This is a genomic window from Streptomyces sp. JK94 (genome assembly GCF_053613315.1).
In genome coordinates, this window is sequence record NZ_JBSICH010000001.1 from 21,205 (window position 1) to 43,540 (window position 22,336).

Consider the following 22,336-nt stretch of genomic DNA (forward strand, 5'->3'; position numbering starts at 1 on the left):
CCCCGGCCCTATCGAGGCCGAGGGCTTCCGCGAATCCCAGGGGCGAGACCCCGAGGAGGCTGAGCGCGCCGGGAACGCCTGGCGGCCCACGACCCCCTCGGCAGTACGGGGGAGCCGGCAGAGATGCCTCGGCGGCTCCTCCGCCTCGCCACTGGCGAGAGTTCCTTCGTCACCGGTCGGGAACTCCACGTGGACGGTTGTATGGCCCTTGGGTGCCCAGCGCGTCGGCGGTCGTGCGACCGCCGCCTTGGTGCCTGGCGAGCCAGGGGTGATCGCGAGGCACGCGAACTCGCCCTATCGGTACGCCACGAGGGGGTGCCGGACGCCGGGCCGACGGCCACAGCTGTCGCGGCCGGGTGTCGCGACCGCGTGAACGGTCAGCGGGCCCCGGCTGATACGGAGTGGAACGCGAGCGTGTCGCGCAGGACGTCCGCCACGGTGGTGGCCGACAGCGACCGGCAGAGAGCCTCGGTCGCCTCCTGGTACACCTGGCCCAGCGCGTGCTGGATACCGAAACCTACATAGCACTCCGCATTGGGATCCGAGGCGTGCATGCCGAAGACCGGCTCCTCGGGGAGTGCCTGGTAGACGTCCAGGAGAGTGATCCTCTCCGCCGGGCGGGCGAGGTTCCAGCCGCCGTTGCGTCCGTGGGTGACCTCTACCAGTCCGCCATCTTTGAGCTGCCCGAGGCAGCGCCGGATGACGACGGGGTTGGTGTTGACGCTGGTCGCGATGCGCTGGGACGTCGCCACCTCTTTGTCGGTGCCCCGCCGGTCGTACGCCAGCCAGGTCAGGATGTGGACGGCCAGGCTCATACGACTGTTCGCGCTCACGCTGCTCGCCTCCCTCGGATGCCAGTACCGACCGGCGCTCGTGCACGCTGCGGATGATACTAAAACTCTAACAGTTACAGAAAAACCGGGCGGCGCTGAGGGAAACGAAACGTCCTGCGGGCCGGCTGCTTCCTAGACCTGGGCGAGGCCGCCATCGACGAAGAGTTCGGCACCCGTGGTGAACGAGCTCTGGTCGGAGGCGAGGAAGACGGCGGCGGAGGCCACCTCGTCCACATGCCCCACACGCCCCATGGGGATGGAGCTGGCGAAGTTTTCCTTGAGTTCGCGCTGCGCATCGGCGTCGTCGCCCGCGAAGCGCAGGAGACCGGGGGTCTCGACGGGGCCGGGGCTGATCGAGTTGACCCGAATCCTGCGTCCCGCCAGCTCGGCTGCCCAAGACCGGGCGAAGTTGCGTGCCGCCGCCTTGGTGGCGCTGTAGACGCTCATCGCTGGAATTCCCTGGGAGGCGTTGGTCGAGGAGGTGAGGATGACAGAGGCGCCCTCGGTGAGGAGCGGGAGCGCCTTCTGCACAGTGAAGAACATGCCCTTGACGTTGATGCCGAACGTTCGCTCGAACTCCTCCTCCGTCACCTCTGCGAACCCTGTGACACCGCCCACTCCTGCGTTCGCGAACAGCACATCGAGCTGTCCGCTGCGCTCCCTGATGGTCGTGAACAGGGCGTCGAGATCATCGAGCCTGGACACGTCGCTCCGCACGCCCACGGCGTCCGCGCCGATCGCTGCCACGGCGGCATCGAGCTCGGACTCGCGGCGCCCCGTGACGTAGACGGTGGCGCCTTCCCGTGCGAAACGCTGGGCCGCGCCCAGGCCGATACCAGTGGTGCCGCCCGTGACCAGGGCGATCTTTCCGTCAAGCTGTCCCATTGCCCACTCCTTGAAGAATTGCTCTGAGGCTGGCTCTGCAGGCTGCGGGGAGCCCGCCGCCTCCAGTGCAGGACGCCGAAGGCGCACCAGCCGCCCAGAGAAAATATAACAGCTTTGATTACACTTTTCTGTGGGTGTTCGGCGCGACCCGCCTCAGCGGTGTGCCGACGCCACCCGCCTCGCCGCCCTGCCGCGCCGTGGTGCCGTGTCGCGGCCTTGTGGCCGCCCGGGGACAGGCCGCAAGGCGAAGCGGGACGCGCCCAACGACGGCGGGGTCGGGCCCACCCGGCTCCCTACTCCTGTTCGCCTTGGAGGAACGGGTAGTCGGTGTACCCCTCGGCGCCGGATGTGTAGAAGAGTGCAGGGCGCGGCGCGTTCTCCGGGTGCTCGCCCTGCCAGCGCTCCACCAGGTCGGGGTTGGCGATGGCCGCTCGGCCCACGGCCACGACATCGGCGTGAGCGGCCTCGACCAGCTCCACCGCTTCCTCGCGCGTGGTGATCGAGACGGACCCGCTGTTGGCCATCAGCTTGCCACCGAAGCGCCGGCGCAACTGCTGGGCCAGGTCTCCTCCCGGCTCCTTGTGCAGGAGGGAGAGGTAGGCCAGACCCAGCGGGCGCAGTTGATCGAGCAGGTGGCCATAGGTGGCCAGGACGTCGTCCCCGTCGGTCTCCAGGACGTCCTTGATGTTGCGTTCGGGTGAGATCCGCAACCCGACCCGCCCGGCGCCGATGGCGTTCGCCACCGCCGTCACCACCTCGACGACGAAGCGGGCCCGGTTCGTCGGGGTACCGCCGTACTCGTCGGTGCGGTGGTTCGACGCTGCGGAGAGGAACTCGTGCAGCAGGTATCCGTTGGCGGCGTGGACCTCCACGCCGTCCAAACCGGCCTCGATCGCCCGGCGGGAGGCCGTCACGAAGTCCTCAAGTGCCGCTCGGGCCTCCTGGACGGTCAGGGCCTGCGGCACCGGGTAAGGTTGCTTGCCCTCCTCCGTGTGTCCCTCGCCGTTGATCGCGATCGCGCTGGGAGCCAGGATGCGCCGCCCTCCGTTGACATCGGGGTGGGTGACGCGACCGGCGTGCACGACCTGCATCACGATGCGGCCGCCTTGAGCATGCACCGCCTCGGCCACCCGCCGCCAGCCGGCCACCTGCTCGTCAGTGACGATGCCCGGCTGCCCCACGAAGGCCTGCGACTCGCGGCTGGGGTAGACGCCCTCGGTGACGATCAGGCCGAGGCTCGCTCGCTGCCGGTAGTGCTCGACCATCAGGTCACCGGGGATGCCGGAGGAGCCCGACCGCATCCGAGTCAGTGGGGCCATCGCGACACGGTTGGCCAGCCTGATGTCTCCGAGTGAAGCGGGTGTGAAGAGAGACGGTTTCGCGGATGTCGATGCCGACGTCATTGATGTGACTCCGTTTCGGATGGGTGCACGCACGGGTGGGGCCGGCTGCTGAGGTGTGGTGCGGGAGCACTCGTTCCGTTCCGTCGCCACTCGCCGCTGCTGCCGGGGGGCGCTCCGTCCCCCTCGGGTCGGCGGCGTCGAGTCCCCGTGAGCCCACTTTTCCTCTGCTGCGCAGGACGGCCGTTCCGAGCAACGCGACACTGTGTAAGCTGTATCAAGGTTCGTTACATTAACGCGCCGGTCGGCACCCCCTGTCAACTCTCAGGAGCACCCCTCATGTCCCCGCGCCCGCACCCCCTTTCGGAAGCCCCGTTGAGCGTGGGTTACGACGCCGCCACCCGTGATGACCCGGAGTTCGCTCAGCATTTCGAGCACCGCTTCACCACCATCGACGGCCTTCAGATGCACTACGTCGTCGGAGGCGACGGCCCCCGCACCATCGTGCTGCTCCACGGCTTCTCGGAGAGCTGGTACGAGTATCGGGCGATCATGCCCGACCTGCTGCCCGGCCACACGGTCATCGCCGTGGACCTGCCGGGGCTGGGGGACACCACCGGCGAGCTGCCCTCGCACGACAAGGCCACGCTCGCCCGCTACGTGCACCGCCTGCTCCTCCATCTCGGCCACCAGGAGGGGGTGCAACTGGTCGCGCACGACTTCGGCAGCGCCGTCGCTTATGCCCTTGCGGCTCAGTGGCCCGAGCAGTTCGCCGGTTTGATGATCATGGACTTCGGCCTCGTCGGCGGCTCACTCACCTTCGACCAGCTCAAGCCGCTGTCGTTCCACTTCTCCTTCTTCCAGCAGGAACCGCTCTTCGAGCAGCTCGTGGCCGGACGTGAGCGCCTGTTCCTCTCGTACTTCTATCAACTGCTCGGCGCACCGGCCCCGGAGAAGAGCCTCGCAGAGTACGCGCGGGTCTACGGCCGGCCGGGCGTGCTGCACAACGGGTCGCGCTACTACCAGGCATGGCCGCAGGACGAGGCCGACAACGGCCGCCTCATGCTCAAGCCCCTGGACATGCCCGTCCACATCATCGCCCAGGCGCAGCTCTTCGATGCGTTCCACACTGCGCTCAAGGACGCCGCTCCGCACGCGACAGGCAGCCCTGTCGAGGGAGTGGGGCACTGGCTCCTGCACGAGGCACCCGGTCGGGTGCTCGAGGAGATCAGGACCTTCTTCGACTACCAGGACTGATCGTTTCCGCCCCCACCCCGCACCACCACCATGAGGAGGAGAACGTGCTGGACCACATGGAGATTCAGGTCGCCGATCCGGAGAAGAGCGCGGCGTTCTACGACGCCGTGCTCGCACCTCTGGACGCGCCGGTCGTCGTATCGAGCACGGACAGCGTATCGGCTACGGGACCGGGCGCCCCGAGTTCTGGATCGGTCCGGTTGTCGGACCGGCATCGCCCCCACGCGAGACACACCTCGGCCTCGCGGCGCCCGGCCGTCGAGTACATCGACACGCAGCACACCAACGGCGTGTTCCCGGCCTGACTTCTCCCGTCCACCAACGACCGATTCATTCACCACGGAAGTAAAGGGAAAAGTAATGACGCAGAACGCCCAGCAGATCGACGGTCGCGACGAGACAGAGATCCGGTCGGTGATCCTTGGATATGTCGAGGCACTGGACAGCCGTGACTTCGGTCAGCTTGCGGACGCGTTCACCGACACCGCGGAACTCGAGAACACCTTCGAGAGCTACATCCCGGGCGGTGAGGCGTTCACGGGCGTGATGGCCCGGGGCGCGAACGAGATCGCAGGTGCCATCGGCGACCTCATGAGTCGGCTCGATGCCACCCAGCACTTCCTGGGCGCGATCTGGATCGAGCCCAGCGACGACGGAGTACGCACGCGAACACAGATCATCGCCCACCACCACCGCGGCACCGACTTCTACCACACCGGCGGCACGTACACGGACTCATTCGTCCGCACCGACAACGGGTGGCGCATCGACCGCCGTGTGCTGCACACCTCGTGGACCACGGGCGAGCCGAGCGTGGTCACCGGCGCCTGAACTCCTGCCGGATTGAGTCGCCGCTCCAGTGGCGAGAGGGCCGACTCCGGGCTCAGCGGTAGCTCGCTGGCCCGCTCTCCGCCAGGGACAGCGATGCCGATATGTGCTGTCTGTGCGTGAAGCAGTCGAGCCCGGCGTAGCCGGCAAAGCCGCTCGCTCCGCCCCGACATGGAAGTCGAACACTGCGCAGCGTGACGGCGAGGCCGGTCGAGGACCGTGGTCCGCCAGGTCTCGGAGGAGGAGTCAGGAACGCGGCTGGGGGTTCCTTCCGCACTCCCAGGAGCCAGTTGTCGTACCAAGTGGGCGGTGTGGCGAACGCCTAACCGCTCCTCGTACGAGCCGGAGCGAGCGGGGTCCAGCCGGACGGAAACGGGCTGCTTCGTCCGTTGTTCAGGCATCGTCGTAGCTGAGAGACGTCACTCTCATGGGTTCGAGTCCCACCCGCCCCACCACGGCCTCTTGGCGCAGGAACGTTTTCACCTGCGCCTCCGCCCGAAACGTAGCCGGGCTCTGCTTCCTCCGCGTGCGCCAGAGATCGTTAGCCGGCCCGATGCCGGCCCGAGAGGCAGTTGATCAGGACGGAAAGCGGCCGCGGCCGGCGGTCGAGGTCGCCGGCCGGGGCCGCAGTCGGTGCAGACGCCAGGGCTTGGGCGGGGTCACGAACCCCCGCACCGGCCTCTCTTCCTTCGGGTCACGCGAGGTGGGCTGCTGCGAGCGCTTCCACGCCGCCACCGGCTCCGCGTAGCGCGGGTCGATCCACTCGGACACGGTGCCTCCCTTCACGGGCAGGCTATGCCACGCCGGGCTTCGGCTTGGGCGGGATGACGATGGTGCAGTCCGGGGCGTGCTGGCACTTCACCGCCACCGACACGAGCGTCTCGTCGGGTCGGCGGTGGTGAGCCCGAAGATGTGGATGCAGTGGATGCAGGCGTAGTGCGGGATGCCGGTTCTCCTGGTCGTGGGGAGGCCCCCGCCCTCGGGGTGGTGTGAGGGCAGGGGCCGACTGCGGCGGCGTCAGTGGCTGTCGGGGGCCCTGCCGTGGCACGGCGAGCGGTTCGCGCCGCCGATCGACCACAGCCCCTCGTCGCTGGCCCGGCCCGGAGACCGAGACCCGCTCGCCCTCGTCCGGCCGATGAGCCGGTGACCCGCCCATGTGGCTCATCCGCCGGGGCCTGTCACGGCGCCGTCGGGCATACTCGGCGCTAACGTTCCGTCAGCGATGCACACAGCGCCATGAGGAGATCCGAGGACCGCATATGGCAGAGCAGCCACGTGAGCAATGGGCCACCCGCACCGGCTTCCTGCTGGCCGCCATCGGTTCGGCCGTCGGGCTCGGCAATATCTGGCGATTCCCCGCCATCGCCTACGAAAACGGTGGTGGCGCCTTCCTGCTGCCGTACCTCATCGCGCTCCTCACGGCGGGCATCCCGCTGCTGATCATGGAGTACTCCATCGGGCGGAAGTACCGGCGCTCGCCCCCCGCCGCGCTGCGCAGGATGGCCCGGCCGGCAGAGGCCATCGGATGGTGGCAGGTCGTGATCTCCTTCGTGATCGCCACCTACTACGCCGTCATCATCGCCTGGGCCGTGCGCTACGTGGGATTCTCCGTCGGCCGGCAATGGGGTGACGACCCGGAGGCGTTCCTCTTCGGTGACTTCCTGCGAGCACCGGAGTCACCGGGGTTCCTGGACGGCTATGTGTCCGGGGTGTTCTGGCCGCTCATCGCCGTGTGGGTGGTCGTGCTGGGCATCCTGGCGTTCGGTGTCAGGAGGGGCATCGAACGCGCCAACAAGATCTTCATTCCGTTGCTCTTCGTCCTGTTCGTCGCACTGGTGATCCGGGCGCTCACGCTGGACGGGGCGGCCACCGGACTCGACGCCCTCTTCACGCCGAACTGGTCGGAACTCGGCAACGGCAGCGTCTGGGTCGCCGCCTACGGGCAGATCTTCTTCTCCCTGTCCATCGGCTTCGGCATCATGGTCACGTACGCGTCGTACCTGGGCCGCCGGGCCGACCTGACGGGCTCCGCGATGGTGGCGGGCTTCGCCAACAGCTCGTTCGAGATCCTCGCGGGCATCGGGGTCTTCGCGACCCTGGGCTTTCTGGCGACCGCCTCGGGGGTCGGCGTCGAGGAAGTCGCCGGCGCGGGCATCGGCCTGGCATTCGTCGCCTTCCCCGCGGTGATCTCGGAAATGCCGCTCGGCGGTCTCTTCGGCGTGCTGTTCTTCAGCTCCCTGGTGATCGCGGGACTGTCCTCCCTGATCTCCATCGTGCAGGTGGTCGTCTCCGCCGTGCAGGACCGGACCGGAATGCGTCGTACGCCGGCGGTCCTGGGTGTCGGCGGTCTGGTCGCGCTGGTCTCCGTCCTGCTGTTCCCGACCGAGTCCGGCATCTACCTGCTCGACGCGTCCGACCACTTCATCAACCAGTACGGCATCGCACTGGCGGCCCTGATCGCGCTGATCGTGATCGTCTGGGTGCTGCGGCAGCTCCCCGGCCTCCAGCAGAACGCCGACGCCACCTCCGCCGTGCGGCTCGGCCGCTGGTGGCGTATCTGCCTCGGTGTCATCACGCCGCTGGTGCTGGGCTGGATGATGGTCGACAGCCTGCGGACCGAGTTCGATGAGAACTACGAGGGCTATTCGACCGAGTTCCTGCTCTCCGCAGGCTGGAGCGTCGCCATCGGGGCGCTGCTGGTCGGGGTGCTCCTCACCCTGATGCCGTGGCCGGCCGGCGGCGAGGACCTCGACCTGGACACGGAGTCGCCCGCAGACCGGAAGGACCGCTGATGTCCACCAGCGCCATCATCATGATGATCGTTGCCATGCTCATCGTCTGGGGCGGACTGATCACCGCCATCCTCCGGCTGAGGAAGCACCCGGAGCCCCCGGAGCCCTCGGATCAGATGCCGCCCGGCTCTCACCGGACCGAGTGAGGCGTCACTCAAATGGGTTCGCGTGATACCCGCCCCGTTCCCCGTCACCTCCGGGGGAACGGGGCGGCCGGTGGCGTCGCCGGTTCACCCGCCCCTCTCCTCGTCCACCGCGGCCGGGTCCGCGGTGTCCTCGTCGTCGCGCTCGCCCTCCGCCTGGGAGGGAGTGGTGTGCGGCGGGTCCGGGGTCTCCCGCTCGTCGTCGCGCTCGCCCTCCGCCTGGGACGGGGTCTGCTCGCTCATCGTGGGGCCTCCTCGTGCTGTCCGGTGACGTCCGGCCGGGTACCCCTCTCCGGCCGACGGCACCCGCTCAGCGCCCGATCTCCCCGGTCGGCGGCCCGCTCAGCGCCCGAGTCTGCCCAGGGCCGTCCGCAGGGCCGAGCGCACCTCCGCCGGCGGAGGCGGGCCGTCGTTCCCCGCACTGGCGGTGACCGCCGCGGCCACCGCGCGCAGCTTGGTGTTGGAGAGCTGGGAGGCCTCCCGCAGGATCTGCCACGCCTCGTCCGACGTACAGGCGTGGAGCGCCATGAGTACTCCCCGGGCCTGGTCGATGACCGGGCGGGAGGCGATCGCCCGGCGCAGTTGCTCCACCTCCTCCTGCAGGACGTGCAGCCGCTCGGCGCGCTCCGCCGCCACCACCGAGGGCGCCGGGTGGGGCTCGGGTTCCGGCTGCCGCCCGGGCGCCGGCTCCGGCCGGTGGGTGGTGGTGCGCACGGGATCGGCCGGATCCAGACCGGCCAGTTCCAGGATGCGCAGCGGCTGGCCGTGCCAGTTCGTGGCCCGCACCGGCACCGCCCGCCGGCGGCCGTGGTCGCCCAGCGCGTCCAGGAACTGCAGCCCCGCCGTGTCCATGAAGACCACACCGTCCATGTCCACTTCGACCCGCTCGATGTCCGCCGGCAGGGCGGCCATGGCCTCGGCCAGGATGTCCGCGCACCCGTGGACCAGCTCCCCCCGCGGGAAGAGCAACGCCCGGCCGGTCTCCACCTGGCCGTGAATGACCAGGGTGGCCTGCTGCCCCGCCAGACGTGGTGGTGCCGCTGGGCTCATGTCACCGCCTTGTCCGTCCTCGTCGTTCCCTGACAGACGTTCGCAACGTCACGCAGCCCCCGTCGACCGCCGGGCCCGGCCCGGGACGGGTCCCGGTCCGTAGTGGTCCGACGGTGCTGTCGGTGCACCTGCCCGCCGCGGGGCGGGCTACACCCACGTCCGGGGAGTGACCGGCCCATGGATGGGTAAAGGCGCTGAGCGCCGATCCAGGAGCGGCTTCTGCCGCACGCTCACAGCGGGGACCGCCACGTGACCGTCGTCTCGATGCGGTCGGCCCCGATGCCGCCGGTCCCGCCGGTCCCGCCGGTGGCGTGGTGGTTCCCGTCGGCCCTGCGGTCGTCCTCGCAGGACCCGTGGTGGCCCCCGTCGGTCCCGCCGTCGCCCTCGCCTGCCCTGTCGTCGCCCTCGCCGGTCCCGCGGGCGGCCGAGACGGTCAGCCGTACCTCGCCCCGGCCGCCCGGCCCGGCCCGGTGGCGGTCGCGGCGACGGCGACGCCGACCCGGGCGATCCCCGTTCGGCGACCGTCGTCAGCGCGGCGCCGGTGTGTCCTCGGTGAGCAGGTGCTGGAGGGTGCTCCGCAGACCGAGGTCGGTGCCGGTCCCGAGGACCATCTCCAGGAGGCGGGTCGGCCGGGCGCGGGCTCGGCGCTCATGCCGTACGGCCTCCCCGGTCCGTCCGCCGGCGGCTCAGTCGGACGACGCCCGGCTCAGCGACAGCGGCTCGACCTGGCCCTCCAGCATGATGCCGAGGCCCTGGACCGCGCACACGTCGGGCCGCTCCGCGATGTGCACCGGCATGCCGGTGGCCTGGCGCAGCATCTGGTCGAAGCCCGGCAGCAGCGCGCTCCCGCCGACCATCATGATCCCGCGGTCGGCGAGGTCGGCGACCAGGTCCGGCGGGCAGTCCCGCAGCACCTTGCCGATCCCGTCCAGTACGGCCGTCAGCGGCGTCTGGATGGCGTTGCGCACGGTGGCGGTGTCGACCCGCACACTGCGCGCCAGCCCGGTCGCCACGTCCCGCCCGTGGATCTCGGTGGTCGCCGGTCCCTGCGAGGTGAGGCCGTTGCCGGACAGGGCGAGCTGGAGCGGCCGTACGGACTGGCTGGGCAGTACCAGTTCGTGCTGGTGGCGCAGGAGCTGCACGATGGCGTGGTCCACCGCCTCGCCGCCGACCGGGATGCGTTCGGCGGTCACGATCGAGCCGAGGGAGAGCACCGCGACCTGTGTCGCGTGCGCGCCGCACACCATGATCATGGTCGCCTCGGGCTGCTCCACCGGCAGTCCGCAGCCGACCGCCGCGGCGATCAGCGTGTCGACGAGCTCGACCCGGCGCGCGCCGAGCCCGACCAGCGTCTCGATCGCCGCCCGCTGGGCCAGCGGATCGGCGTCGTGCGGGGTGCAGGCGGCGGCGCGCAGCCGGGGCTTGCGGCGCAGCGCGCGGCGGATCTTGTCGCCGAGCAGGTGGCGCAGCATGCGCTGGGCCATCTCGATGTCGACGACCGTGCCGCCCGACACGGGCCGCACGACGCGGATGTAGCCGGGGGTGCGGCCGGTCATCTTCTCCGCGAACTCACCGACCGCGATGAGCGCGCCGGAGCGGGTGTTGACCGCGGCGGCGGACGGCTGGTCCACGACGAGCCCGGCACCCTTCACGTACACGCGGGTCCGCGCCGCGCCCAGGTCGACGGCGAAGTGGCAGCGGCGCAGCTGCTCCAGACTGGCGGTACTGGCGGTCATGGCAGATCCTCCCGAGAGCGCGGACCGTGCGGGGCCGCCCGGTGGCCGGCCTCCTGTGCATCGTGCGCGGGGGCCGGGACGGGCGCCTTCCGGAAGGGGCCGGGCGGGGGGCCGCTGAATGGGGGGTGCGGGGGGGTCGCTCAATGGGGCGTGTGCGGTCAGCGGCTCTCGGCGGCGGAGAGCAGCGGCCGGAGGTCCGTGACGAGGTACGCGTCGCCGTCCGCCGCTCGCAGGTCCCGCCGGACCCGTTCGGCGTGCCAGTAACCGATGAACGGCAGGCCGATCGCGCGGGCGGCGGACTGTTCGGCGACACAGGAACCGACCAGCACGCACGCGCCGGGGTCCGCGTCGAGCCGGTCCAGAGCCCGGTGCAGGACGTCCGGGTCGGGCATGAGCCGGGTGAGGTCGGCGTCGCGGCCGTGGACACCGCCCGGCAGGGCGTCCAGCAGGCCCCGCCGCGCCAGGTGGGCGGTGACGGGGCCGGGAGCGCGGTCGGTCACCACGGCGGTGGGCACCTTCCGGCCGTGCAGCGCCCGGATCAGCCGGTCGGCGAGAGGAGTGGGCCGCGCGGTGCGCGCCGCCCGCGCCTCGTGCCGGTCGAGCCGGAGCCGCACGTCACCGGCGAGCCGGTGTCCGGCGAGCGCCCGGATGAAGTCGAGGGTGCCGGCCCGCCCCTCCGGCAGGGCCCGGGGCAGCGGCGACCCGGCCAGCGCCTCCTCGGGGTCGCGGTCCTCGACCAGGAGCCGGGCGATGTCCCGGAGCGCCTCGCGCTCCGCGGCGGGCCGGAACAGCCGGGCCGTCACGTCGTCGAAGGCGAGGAGGACGCAGCGGGCGCCGGCGATCAGTTCCTCGGGCGAGGCCGCCGCGCGGCGGGACGGAAGGGGCCCGGGTGCCGCCGGCCCGCCCGGTGCCGTCGTCCGGGATCCGGCGCCGGCCCGCTCGACCAGGTGGTACCAGCCCGTGGCGTCGCCCAGCGGCCGGAACAGGTCGGGGGCGAAGGCGGGGCCGTCCTGCCCCTCCTCGTCCACCTCGTCGTAGTAGAGGGAGTCCGAGAGGGCGACGATCGCCTGCGCGCCGGAGGCGTCCAGTGCCGCGCCGACCGATGCGGCGTCGGCACGGAAGACCTGCTCCGCACCGCCGTCCAGGCGGAACTCCACCTGCCAGAACTCCGCCCGCAACCGCCGGCCGTCCCCGCGCACCGGCTCTCCGGACAGTCCCTCGACGGTCGCCCGGAGCAGGCCGGTGGCCTCGACCCGCGGTGCCAGCAGTACGACGAAGCCCTCCTGGTCGTCGATGAGCTGGTACGCGTCGCCGTGCAGACCGCTGGCCGCCAGGAGATCGGTGACCAGGCGGTGCAGCGCCGAGCGGGTGCCGGTGCCCGGGGGGCCGTCGGCGAACGCGTAGCGGGCGCAGTTGCGGAAGTCGGTGTCGACGTCGCAGTCGGTGCCGCCGTCCCCGTCCCCGTCCCCGTCGCCGTCGTCGGACTCGTGGTCGTGGCCGTGGCCGAGGCCGGGTGGGTCCTCGGCGTTCTCCTTCGGGCTTCCCGCGGGGTCGCGCGGCCGGTCACGGCCGGGGTCCTGTTCCGGGTCGTGGTCCGGGGTGTCGCCCGGTGTCCGGTCCGGCGCGCTTCCTCCCCACATCCCGTCACCGTGGGACGCGCCGACGAGCGCCTGCGCCGGCCCCCCGCCCGCCGGCGGGGCGTCCTCGTCCGGCTCCCGCAGCAGCGGTGCCCACGGGTCGTCGTCGGTCGGGAAGGGGCCCTCCGGCAGTTCGTCCGGCGCGTTCACCGAACCGTCGGGGCCGTCGGTGTTCCGTGCGTCCTCGTGCTCGGACCAGCGGGTCTCGGGCGCCGGCTCGGCGTGCACCTCGCGCAGTTCCCGGCCCAGTGCCGCCAGTGCGGGGCTCCGCCCGCCGGACAGCTCGTACTCCTCGTACACCTCCAGTGCCTCCTCGCCCCGGCCCTGGCGGCGCAGCGCGATCAGGTACAGGCGCCGGAAGTCCTCCCGGTGCGGATGGGAGTGCAGCAGAGCCGCCAGGTCGGTGGCCGCCCGGTCGTACTCGCCGAGCGCGAGGTCGAGTTCGGCGCGCTTGGTGTGCAGGGCGAGGCGGAGCCGGACGAGACGGGTGCGGGCGGTCCGGGCGGCGGGCCCGGGCACGTCCGCGAGGGGCTCGGCGCCGCGCCAGAGCGCCAGCGCCGCCGTGACGCCGGTGCGGGCCTCGGCGAGCGCGCCCGCCAGCCGCGCCGCGTCGGCGCGTCGCACCAACTCGTCGCAGTGCACCACGTCCACGTGGTCGGCGCTGGTGTGCAGGGCGTACCCGTGGGCGGACGTCGCCAGTGCGCCGGGCCCCAGGACGTCCGCCAGCCGCGTCGCCAGCCGGGTCAGTTCGGCCCGCGGGTCGCGCGGCTCGTCGCCCGGGTCCCACAGCCCCCACCGCAGCTCCTCGTGCGTCACGGTGCGGCCGTGCTTGAGGAGCAGCATGGCGAGCAGCGCGCGGACCTCCGGCTGCAGGCCGGGGGAGCCGCCCGGCAGGTCCACCCGCAGCGGGCCCAGGGCGAGGTACCGCCGCCGCTCGTAGGCCTCGGCCGCCCGGGCGGGCAGCTGCGGGTCCGCGAGCAGCTCCAGGCCCCGGGCCCGCGTCGCCGACGAGGCGGACATCAGCTGGTCGCAGGCGTGCGCGTAGTGGATGCGCAGGGACCCGGGGAGCCGGTCCAGGCGACGGGAGTCGATCGGGACGGTCAGGTGCGAGGTCCCCGACACCATTTGCAGCAGGATGTCGCACAGGGCCCGCAGGTCCTCGGCGCGTCCTGCCGGGCCCGAGGTGCGCCCCGGCGCGAAGAGACTGAGCCGGGCCGTGCCGTCCGGCAGGAGGACCACCCGGGACGCCTCCAGACCGCCGTGTGTGACGCCCGCCTCGTGCAGGGCGGTGAGCCCCCGCGCCAGCTGCGCCCCCACCGACACCGTCAGCGGCGTCGGCAGCCGCCGGCCGTTCGACCGTGCGAGCGTGTTCAGGGCGATGCCGTCGAGGTGTTCCATGACCACGTACGGGACGTCGTCCTCGATGCCGCAGTCGAGGACGGCCACCACGTTCGGATGGGTGATCCCCGTCAGACGGCGCGCGTCCCGGAGGAACGCCCTGCGGGCCGTGGCGTCGGTCCTCGCGCCGTGCAGCCTGATCGTCACGGTCCGGTTCGTCCCGGTGTCCTCGGCCAGCCACATGCTCCCGGTCGGCGCGAGCCGCCGCACCGGCCGGTAGCGCGCGCCCAGTGCGGACGGGAAGGGCGACGGTGCCGGGGGCCGCTCCCGGGCGGCCAGGTGCCGGGCGCTCTCCTGGCTGATCGACGCGACCGTCTCGTTCCCGTCGGCGCGTTCGGTGCCGTCCCGCGCGGGGATCAGCGCGCGGAACTCGCCGGGCGCCCGCCCCGCCCGCTCGTCGATGAGACCGCCGGTCCGCAGCAGCAGTTCGCGGGTGCGGTTCCGGGCCGTACGGGGCAGCCCGCGCAGGAGGAGGTCGCGTACGCCGGGACGGAACGCGTACGAGCCGGGCGGCCCGGCGACCGTGGTGAGCAGGCCGCTGAGGATCACCTCGGCCAGGTGCCGGGGCTCGGGTTGCGGTTCGACGGCGGCCTGCACCAGCCGCATCACCGGCAGGTCCGGACGTCCGAGCGCCAGGTGGCCGGCCAGCCGGAAGGCCTGCGGGGACGCGCTCGCGCGAAAGCGCAGGACCAGCTCCTCGGCGGACAGGCGCGCCACATCGGTGCGGTCGTCGGCGTCGGCCGGCAGCGGGCGGTGCAGCGCGGCGGCCGAGCCGGGGTACTCCGCGCCGCCCGGGCTCGCGACCAGTGCGGCCCAGTTCGCCAGCCACTCGGGCCCCGGCTCCAGCACGGGGATGTGCACGGCCGCTTCGGGTGCCCGGGGAGCGGTGTCGTCGTACGGCGTGAAGGTGAGCGAGGCGCTGGGTGCGGCCCGGTGCGGGGCCGACAGCCGGCCGGGGACCGGCGGCAGCGCGGTGTCCCGCCACAACTGCTCGGGCAGCGGCTGGAGGACGGCCAGGGGTGTCCGGCGCGCCCAGCGGCGCAGCGTGTCGAACCACCGGGTGCCCGCCGGGCCCTCGCGCCACTGCGGTCCCATGCAGTCGCTGATCAGCAGCGTGACCGTACGGCCGTCCGCGGGCGTGTGGGCGCCGTCGCCGCGGACGGTGCCGTCGGGGCCCGCGTGGCACCGGGCGACCGTGCGGAAGACGCCCGACTGGGCGAAGGCGGCGTGCAGTTCGCGCACCAGGGGCTGCCACACGGGCATCGTGGGGCCCGTGTCGCAGACCAGGTTCAGCCGCAGCCAGCGTTCCCGTACGGGCCGCAGCACCGGCAGCCACCACTCGGGGCCGGCGCCGAGCCGGGCGATGCGGTCGGCGGTCGCGGACTCGTCCACCTCGTGGCCGACCGGCGCGTCGGCACGGCGCTTCAGCGGGCGCAGGGAGCGCTGCAGGGCCAGGGGGTGGTGCAGCATCGGCGGGGCGGGCGCCAGCAGGGCGCGGTGCGGTTCGGCCGCCGACGTCCCCGGGGCGGGGGCCGGGGAGGGCAGGCGCAGCGGGGTGCGGGGGGCTTGGGGCGCGGGGAGCGGGTCCGTCGGCCGGTCGCGTCGGGCCGGCCGGTCCTGCGGGTGCCGGCGGTCCCGGTCCGGCGTCACCCGGGGCGCGGGCGGGGCCGGACCGGGAGGTCCCGCCTCGTCCTCCGGGCCCGGCGCCCTCTCCCCGGCGGGCTCCATCTGCCCGGCCAGCCAGAGGAGTTCGGCCAGCTCCAGCGGGGTCGGGCGCCCGCCCGGGGCCGCCCGGCCGAGGAGGTCGGCCAGGCGGGGCACGGGGTCCGGTGAGCCGGGACGGTCGGCGGGCATCAGAACGCGTCGGGCTGCGGGGACCGGCCCAGGTAGGGCATGAGCTGCTCCGCCAGCTCGTCGAGCGAGTCCGCGCCCAGACCGGAGGAGCGGGCCAGGTAGATCGCGTTGAGGAGCTGGTCCGTGGCCAGTTCGCCGCTGCCCACCCGGGACAGGAACCGGTCGATCAGCCGCTGCGCGTATGCGTCGGGCCGGCCCAGGTGGGCGCGGACGATCTCGGTGAGGTGGTCGTCGTCCGGCTGCCGCAGGCGCAGCGAGACGCAGCGGCGCAGGAAGGCGGGCGGGAACTCGCGCTCGCCGTTGCTGGTGAGGACGACGAAGGGGAAGGCCTTGCAGCGGACGCGGCCCCGCTCGACCGGCACCCGCTGGTCGGTGCCGTCGATCAGCACCTCGGCCCGCCCGCCGAGGGTGTCCCGGGAGGCGCGTACGAGTTCGGGGATCTCGTACTGGCCCTCCTCCAGGACGTGCAGCAGGTCGTTCGGCAGGTCGAGGTCGCTCTTGTCGATCTCGTCGATGAGCAGGGCGCGCGGGCGGGCGTAGGGGAGGAGGGCGGTGCCGAGCGGACCGAGGCGCAGGTGGTTCTCGACGCCCGCACCGACCGCCGGGCCGTCGGGTCCGCTCGCCGCCTGGCGTGCCGCGTAGAGGCGGGAGAGCGGATCGTAGGCGTAGAGGCCGTCGTGGAGGGTGCTGCGGCTGGTGATGTTCCACCTGAGGACCGGGCCGAGCCGCAGTTCGCGGGCGACCGCGTAGGCGAGGGACGACTTCCCGGTGCCGGGCGGTCCGGTGACCAGCAGGGGGCGCCGCAGGTAGAGGGCCGCGTTGACCAGCTGCACCGTGTCCTCGGTGGCCTGGTAGGTCGCGGCGCGGTGGACGCGGTCGGGCGAGGCGGCCGGGGTGTCGCCGTCCGCGTCCGGCGGGTCGAGGACCGGACCTCCGTCGAAGGCCCGCCAGGGCGGGGGAGGGGGCAGCTTCGCGATGCCGTCGTGGGGGACCGGCGCGCCGGTGTAGACGGGCCACAGGGACATGAGGGTTCACTCCGAGCGATCGGTGCGGCGGGCGGTGCGGCGGTGGGGGGCCGGCGTCGGACGGTTCAGCCGACGGGCGAGTGCAGCAGGGCTGCGGGGTCGGCGAAGCAGCGGGGGTCGTCCCACAGGAGCTGGACGTCCCTCGCCCAGTGCCCGTCCGGGTCGTCGGCCGCGTCCGCCGTCTCGCGCAGCTCCCTGACCAGTCGGGGGAGTTCGGACGGCGGCACGCCCGCCACGGACACGGCCAGCTCGTCGAGGAAGGCCGTGCCGGAGCAGGGGGCCTCGTGTCCGGCGCCGGGGCAGCCGTCGCGCGGCCACAGCAGTACGGGGACGGGCACGTGCAGACCGACCTCGAAGTGTTCCCGCGCCGCCGCGGGCGGGGTGGCGAATCCGGCCAGCTCGACGTCGTCCCGCAGTCGTTTGCGCAGGCCGGCCGGGCGCTCGCGGGTGCCGCAGTCGACGCGGTGCAGGGTGGCGCCCGGACTGACCCCGAGCTTGCGCCACTTCTTGCGCAGCTGGTGGCGGAGGCGTCCGCTGCGGTGGCGGGTGCGGTCGGTCACCACCAGCGGGTAGGCGCAGCCGAGGGGTGTGGGGTCGTCCTCGCTGCACGCCCAGTGCGCCACCGGCTCGTTCAGCCACGCGCGCGGCAGGACGAAGGTGAGCAGTTCCTCGGCGCCGGGATCGAGCTGGGTGAACGCCTCGTCGATGCGCTCCTGCACGAAGGACCGCACCGCGCTCCGGGCCAGCCGGCGCGTGCCCACCGGGCGGCGCTGCCCGTCCCGGTAGGCGGACACCTCGACGGTGACCTGGTCGGCGCCGGCCCCGCTGTGGTCGATCTCCACGACGATGGGCGACCACGTCGCGGGGCGCGGCGGCGGTGTGTGCAGCAGTGCCTCCAGCCGGTCGGCGAACCGGGCCACGGCGCCCGGCTCCGGCACCTCCCACTGCACGTAGGCGGCGGCATCCCGCAGGGAGGCGAACCCGCCTTCCGGGGGCGGCGGCGCGAAGGCGTCCATGGCGGAGACGTACAGCCGGTCGGGGTCGCACCTCAGGCCGGTCTCCTCGGCCCGGCGCACCAGCGCGTACAGCCGCCGGCGCGCGTCCGCCCGGTGGCCGGGCGTCGGCACCAGTTCGCCGAGTTCCGGCCAGTAGCGCGCCATGACCTCGACGGGCAGCATCCGGCCGACGCGTACGTCCTTGGCGCCCGCGACCGCCGAGACCATGCCGGCGACCGTGCCGTCGGCCAGGGTCGCCGCCGCGCCGCTGAAGCCGGCCGCCAGCGGCTGCCCGTGACCCGTGAGCGCCTCCAGTTGGACCCACTCGTCGGAGATGAGCGGGCCGGGCAGGGCGCGGTAGGAGGCGAGCATGCCTTCGTCGTACCCCTTGGGGAAGCCGTAGGCGACCAGCTCGGGGAGGGGCGCGGTCCGCTCCGCGCCGGGGCGGGCGAAGACGGCGGGGCTGAGCGGCACGTCGCGGTCCAGCTCCAGTACGGCCAGGTCGCCGGGGTCGGCGGCGCCGCCCCGCCAGCCGCCGTGCACGGCGACCGTGGCGGACAGTTCGCCCAGTTCCCGGCGGCCCGGGAAGGACACCGTGACCGCCGCGCTCTCGCTCCACCGGACGACGTGGGCACAGGTGAGCAACCGGCGGGCCGAGACCAGGAATCCGGCGCCGACCTCCTTGCCGCACGCGATGCGGGCGTGCCACGCGGTACCGCTCATGACGGGACGGCGGCGTCCGGACCCAGCGGGCGCGCGGGCGGTGGCTCGGGCGACCAGGTCAGCCTCACCACCAGATGGCCCTCCGCTGCCCCCTTCGCGATGACCGCGCCGGCCTCCGCGCTCAGCTTGACCCCGAACTCCAGTTCCACCGAGTCGGGTCGGAGTGAGCCGTCCCGGAAGACCCGCAGCGCGGACGCGGCGGCGGCGCGCACGCCGTCCAGGGAGTCCTCGAACGTGCGGACCGCCCGGGCCGGTTCGTCGCCGCGCGAGACCAGCCGCGCCCCGTCCTCGTCCTCGACGCCCTCGACGACCACCCGCGCGCCGTCCTCGGTTCTGAACTCGACCAACCCGTCCATGGCGCCGCCCGCTCCCCGTGTGCCGTACGTACCTCTGCGGTGCACCATTGTGACGGACGGTACTTGGCCGCGTCCCGTGTTCCGGGTGCGCCCGTCTCGTCGTCGGCGGGACACCGCCGGGGCGCCCGTCCGCCACGCGCGGTCGACACCCCCGAACCCCCGAACCCCCGAACCCGCCTGAGGCGGCCGTGCGCCGGCACGCGGACGGCGCCGCCTCCCCGGGACCGGGTGGCGGCGCCGTCGCGTCTCCCGGACCGTCGGAGCGGCCGGCCGGCCGACGACGTGGACGAGGCCGGCGAGGATGTCCGCGAGAAGGTCCGTGATCGTGCAGCTCCGTGCGCTGTGCGAGGTGAGCGCATGAGGACGGGGCGGTGCGGTGACTACGGTCCGCGGCACGTCGCCTGCACACCGTGAGCACCGTTGGTCCCGGCAGTCACATGCGTTCTTCCGAGCGCCGCTCACCCGTTCCAGGGGACATCTGATCGTCTGTTCGGACCACTCCCAGCTCCGCCAGGTCCTGCGGCCGGAGCCGCAGGTGGTTCGCCGTCGCCTCCACCTCCTCGGGCGGCCGCTTCAGGATCGCCGCCGCCGACTCCGGCGCGATGACGGAGAAGTAGCTGTCCGGTGTCGCCCAGGTGCTGCCCGGCGCGGCCAGCGCCAGCGCCCCGCCCGAGCCGCCCTCGCCGATCACCAGCGTGGTGACCGGCGTGCGCACCGACGCCACCGCGACGAACAGGTCGGCGATGGCCGCACCCACGCCCTGCCGCTCCGCCTCCGCGTCGTTCGCCGCGCCCGGAGTGTCCACCAGGGTCAGCACCGGGACGCCCAGCCGGTCCGCGAGGCGAATCAGCCGGGCGGCGGTGCGGTACCCGGCGGGCCGGGTCGCCGTCCCCGTCTGGGCGGCGTACGCGACCGTCCGCCCCGCGTGCTCACCGAAGCCGCAGAGCATCCCGCCGGGGTCGGCGCCGCCGCAGCGGTCGCCGACGAGGGCGACCCGGTGGGTGAAGTAGGCGTCCAGGTACGCCCCGGCGCGAGGGCGCCCGGGGGCGCGGGCCCGCCGGACCGCGTCCCACCCGGACTCCGGCAGGTCCCGCGCGCCGAGCGGCTCCGGCACGGGCGCCGGGCCGTCGGACGGCGCCGTCAGCAGCCGCAGCCACCGGCCCAGCGTGCCGCGCAGTTCCCCGGCCGGTACGACGGCGTCCGCGCTGCCCGCCGCCACCTGCGCCTCGGCCGTGTACGCCGCCGGGTCGGCGTCCGGCGGCCGGACCCGGGAGCCGGCGAAGCCGACCTGGGCGCCGGGCAGCGCGAGGACCACGTCGGCGCCCGCGCCCAGGGTCGCCCAGCCGCCCCCGGCGGCCGGGTCCCGCAACACCGCGATCTGCGGCAGCCCGGCCCGGCGGGTGAGCGCCGACTGGCGGGCGATCCGCTGGAGCTGGGTCAGCGCGAGCATCCCCTCCTGCATCCGGCTGCCACCGGTGGCGACCAGCGGCACCACCGGCAGCCGGTGCTCGCGCGCGTAGGCGTACGCCGCCTCCAGCCGGTCACCGGTCCGCCGGCCCAGAGAGCCGCCGAGGAAGCCGAACTCGAAGGCCAGGAGCACGGCCTGGGCGCCCTCGACGTGCCCGGTCCCGCAGACGACGGACTCCTCCTCGCCGGTGCGTTCGGCGGCGCGGGCGCGGGCGGCGTCGTAGCCGTGCCAGCCGAGCGGGCCGTCGGGCTCCCACGGCCCCGCCGGGTGGGGCAGTTCGGTGAAGTCGTCGGTGAGCAGGGCGAGGAAGGCGCGCGCGGACAGGCGGTCAGTCATGGCTCAGCGCCCGCTTCATGATCTTCCCCATGTCGTTGCGGGGGAGGGTGTCCAGGTGCCGCAGGACGCGGGGCCGCTTGTGCGGGGCGAGCCGGGCGGCGACGTGGTCGGCCAGCGCGTCGAGGCCGGGCGGCGCGTCGGGGTCGGCGGGCACGATCCACGCCACGATCCGCTCACCGAGGTCGGGGTCGGGCTCGCCGGTGACGGCGGCCTCCCGCACCCCCGGATGTTCGAGCAGCACGTTCTCGATCTCACCGGCCCCGATCTTGTAGCCACCGCTCTTGATCAGGTCGGTGGCCTTGCGGCCGACGATGCGGACGTAGCCGTCCGGGTCGCGCACCGCCATGTCGCCGGTGCGGAAGAAGCCGTCCCCGGTGAAGGCGGCGGCGGTGGCGTCGGGGCGGTTGAGGTACCCGGTGAACAGGTTCGCCCCGCGCACCTGGATCTCGCCGACGCTCTCCCCGTCCGGCTGCGCGATCGGCGTGCCGTCGTCCTCCACCAGCCGCAGCTCCACCCCCGGCAGCGGTACGCCCACCGTCCCGGCGCGGGGCTCGCCGTCCGCCCGGACGCTGGTGTTCATCAGCGTCTCCGTCATGCCGTAGCGCTCGATCACCCGCCGGCCGGTCGCGGCGGCGATCCGCTCGTGGTCGTGCACGGGCAGCGCCGCCGACCCCGACACCAGCAGCCGGGCCCCGGCCAGCGCCCGCGCCAGCTCCGGGTCGCCGGGCAGGGCCTCGGCGATCCGGTGGTACATCGTGGGCACGCCGAACAGCATGGTCGCGCCGTCGTTCAGCTCCCGGGCCGCGCCGCCGGGGGAAAACCTGCCCAGGTGCCGCACGGACCCGCCGCGCCGCAGCGGGCCGAGGACGCCCAGCACCAGGCCGTGCACGTGGAAGAGCGGCAGCCCGTGCACCAGCACGTCGTCGCCGGTCCACCCCCACGCGTCGGCGAGCGCGTCCAGGGTCGCCGTGAGCGCGCGCCGGGGGATGACGGCGCCCTTGGGCGGCCCGGTGGTGCCGGACGTGTAGACGACGAGCGCGGGGTCGTCCTCGCCGGCCCGCTCCCCGGGGACGGGTCCGGTGGCGTGCACGTCGACGTCCAGGCGCTCCAGGCCGGCCGGCGCGGGCGGGAGGGCACTGCCCGGGGCCGCCAGGACGAGCGACGGCTCACTGTCCGACAGGATGTGCGCCAGTTCCCCGTCGCCGGACTTCGGGTTGAGCGGTACGGCGGGGACGCCGGCCAGCAGGGCGGCCACCACGGCGACGGCGGTCTCCAGCGCCGGTTCCGCCCAGACGGCGACCCGCCCGGCGGCCCGGATCCGGCCGGCCGTGCCGCCCGCCGCGGCGGCCAGCTCCGCGTACGTCAGGGTGCGCTCGCCGAAGCGCAGGGCCGGCCGGTCGGGCGCGGCGGCGGTCGCGGCCGGGAGGAGGGCCGGGAAGAGAGAGGACACGCGTCGTACTCCTTGGTCGTTGCTCGCGATTACCGGTTCCTGACGGGGCCTACCCGGAGCCGGGCACGACCAGTACCAGCCGCGCCGGCGCGGGCGCGAACGCCACCACGGCCCCTCCGTACTCCATCAGCTGCCGGAAGAAGCGCTCTCGACCGGCGTCGGGGCCGCCGCCGTGATGCGCCGTCCCGTCCGTACCGTACGGTCGCCACGGTCCGGCCGCGGGGCCGGGC

The 22,336-nt window shown here is 73.5% G+C and carries 18 protein-coding genes; 5 read left to right on the top strand and 13 right to left on the bottom strand.

All coding sequences use genetic code 11. From position 1 onward, the window contains the following. Positions 1 to 377: 377 nt before the first annotated feature. The 3 genes from ACVV2G_RS00115 to ACVV2G_RS00125 all read right to left on the bottom strand — a co-directional run bounded on the left by ACVV2G_RS00115 (position 378) and on the right by ACVV2G_RS00125 (position 3,121). Entirely contained in the window at positions 378 to 833 is a 456-nt protein-coding gene (locus ACVV2G_RS00115) for an Rrf2 family transcriptional regulator (RefSeq protein ID WP_453840456.1), read from the bottom strand. 132 nt (positions 834 to 965) lie between these two features. Next, complete coding sequence (locus ACVV2G_RS00120) at positions 966 to 1,718, bottom strand: glucose 1-dehydrogenase (protein ID WP_453840457.1); 753 nt, start codon at positions 1,716 to 1,718, stop codon at positions 966 to 968. Positions 1,719 to 2,011: 293 nt separating this feature from the next. Next, positions 2,012 to 3,121, bottom strand: a complete 1,110-nt coding sequence (locus ACVV2G_RS00125) for an alkene reductase (protein ID WP_453840458.1) — start codon at positions 3,119 to 3,121, stop codon at positions 2,012 to 2,014. A 318-nt stretch (positions 3,122 to 3,439) separates the two neighbouring features. Here ACVV2G_RS00125 and ACVV2G_RS00130 point away from each other — a divergent pair, with 318 nt between their 5' ends. Genes ACVV2G_RS00130 through ACVV2G_RS00140 form a run of 3 tightly spaced genes read left to right on the top strand, consistent with a single transcriptional unit; the run spans position 3,440 to position 5,146 of the window. After that, complete coding sequence (locus ACVV2G_RS00130) at positions 3,440 to 4,315, top strand: alpha/beta fold hydrolase (protein ID WP_453840968.1); 876 nt, start codon at positions 3,440 to 3,442, stop codon at positions 4,313 to 4,315. Between the two features lie 44 nt (positions 4,316 to 4,359). Continuing rightward, a complete protein-coding gene (locus tag ACVV2G_RS00135) occupies positions 4,360 to 4,620 on the top strand; it encodes a VOC family protein (RefSeq protein ID WP_453840459.1) in 261 nt (86 codons plus the stop codon). Between the two features lie 55 nt (positions 4,621 to 4,675). Next, positions 4,676 to 5,146: a nuclear transport factor 2 family protein gene (locus ACVV2G_RS00140; protein ID WP_453840460.1), complete on the top strand. Its 471-nt coding sequence runs from the start codon at positions 4,676 to 4,678 to the stop codon at positions 5,144 to 5,146. Between the two features lie 573 nt (positions 5,147 to 5,719). Here ACVV2G_RS00140 and ACVV2G_RS00145 read toward each other — a convergent pair. Beyond that, positions 5,720 to 5,914 carry a hypothetical protein gene (locus ACVV2G_RS00145; protein WP_453840461.1) on the bottom strand — a complete coding sequence of 65 codons (195 nt, stop codon included), beginning with the start codon at positions 5,912 to 5,914 and terminating at the stop codon, positions 5,720 to 5,722. A 488-nt stretch (positions 5,915 to 6,402) separates the two neighbouring features. Here ACVV2G_RS00145 and ACVV2G_RS00150 point away from each other — a divergent pair, with 488 nt between their 5' ends. Together ACVV2G_RS00150 and ACVV2G_RS00155 are read left to right on the top strand one after the other, a co-directional pair. After that, positions 6,403 to 7,935, top strand: coding sequence for a sodium-dependent transporter (locus tag ACVV2G_RS00150; RefSeq protein ID WP_453840462.1), 1,533 nt, complete (start codon positions 6,403 to 6,405; stop codon positions 7,933 to 7,935). Continuing rightward, a complete protein-coding gene (locus ACVV2G_RS00155) occupies positions 7,935 to 8,081 on the top strand; it encodes a methionine/alanine import family NSS transporter small subunit (protein WP_453840463.1) in 147 nt (48 codons plus the stop codon). Before ACVV2G_RS00150 ends, ACVV2G_RS00155 begins: the two co-directional genes overlap by 1 nt. Before the next feature lie 84 nt (positions 8,082 to 8,165). Here ACVV2G_RS00155 and ACVV2G_RS00160 read toward each other — a convergent pair whose 3' ends face one another. The 9 genes from ACVV2G_RS00160 to ACVV2G_RS00200 form a co-directional block, all read right to left on the bottom strand. Then, positions 8,166 to 8,321 carry a hypothetical protein gene (locus tag ACVV2G_RS00160; RefSeq protein ID WP_453840464.1) on the bottom strand — a complete coding sequence of 52 codons (156 nt, stop codon included), beginning with the start codon at positions 8,319 to 8,321 and terminating at the stop codon, positions 8,166 to 8,168. A 99-nt stretch (positions 8,322 to 8,420) separates the two neighbouring features. After that, positions 8,421 to 9,128 carry an STAS domain-containing protein gene (locus tag ACVV2G_RS00165; RefSeq protein ID WP_453840465.1) on the bottom strand — a complete coding sequence of 236 codons (708 nt, stop codon included), beginning with the start codon at positions 9,126 to 9,128 and terminating at the stop codon, positions 8,421 to 8,423. A gap of 686 nt (positions 9,129 to 9,814) precedes the next feature. Beyond that, a complete protein-coding gene (locus tag ACVV2G_RS00170) occupies positions 9,815 to 10,864 on the bottom strand; it encodes a rod shape-determining protein (RefSeq protein ID WP_453840466.1) in 1,050 nt (349 codons plus the stop codon). Between the two features lie 158 nt (positions 10,865 to 11,022). Beyond that, positions 11,023 to 15,753 (bottom strand): SAV_2336 N-terminal domain-related protein, encoded by a 4,731-nt coding sequence (locus ACVV2G_RS00175; protein WP_453840467.1) that lies wholly within the window; start codon positions 15,751 to 15,753, stop codon positions 11,023 to 11,025. Beyond that, on the bottom strand, positions 15,753 to 16,778 hold the full coding sequence (locus tag ACVV2G_RS00180) for an AAA family ATPase (RefSeq protein WP_453840468.1): 1,026 nt from the start codon (positions 16,776 to 16,778) through the stop codon (positions 15,753 to 15,755). Before ACVV2G_RS00180 ends, ACVV2G_RS00175 begins: the two co-directional genes overlap by 1 nt. Before the next feature lie 65 nt (positions 16,779 to 16,843). Further along, on the bottom strand, positions 16,844 to 18,496 hold the full coding sequence (locus tag ACVV2G_RS00185) for a VMAP-C domain-containing protein (protein WP_453840469.1): 1,653 nt from the start codon (positions 18,494 to 18,496) through the stop codon (positions 16,844 to 16,846). Next, complete coding sequence (locus ACVV2G_RS00190) at positions 18,493 to 18,852, bottom strand: CU044_2847 family protein (protein WP_453840470.1); 360 nt, start codon at positions 18,850 to 18,852, stop codon at positions 18,493 to 18,495. The genes ACVV2G_RS00185 and ACVV2G_RS00190 overlap by 4 nt, the downstream gene beginning before the upstream one ends. Before the next feature lie 433 nt (positions 18,853 to 19,285). Beyond that, positions 19,286 to 20,656 carry a carboxyl transferase domain-containing protein gene (locus tag ACVV2G_RS00195; protein WP_453840471.1) on the bottom strand — a complete coding sequence of 457 codons (1,371 nt, stop codon included), beginning with the start codon at positions 20,654 to 20,656 and terminating at the stop codon, positions 19,286 to 19,288. Further along, positions 20,649 to 22,106, bottom strand: coding sequence for an acyl-CoA synthetase (locus tag ACVV2G_RS00200; protein ID WP_453840472.1), 1,458 nt, complete (start codon positions 22,104 to 22,106; stop codon positions 20,649 to 20,651). The genes ACVV2G_RS00195 and ACVV2G_RS00200 overlap by 8 nt, the downstream gene beginning before the upstream one ends. Positions 22,107 to 22,336 lie beyond the last annotated feature (230 nt).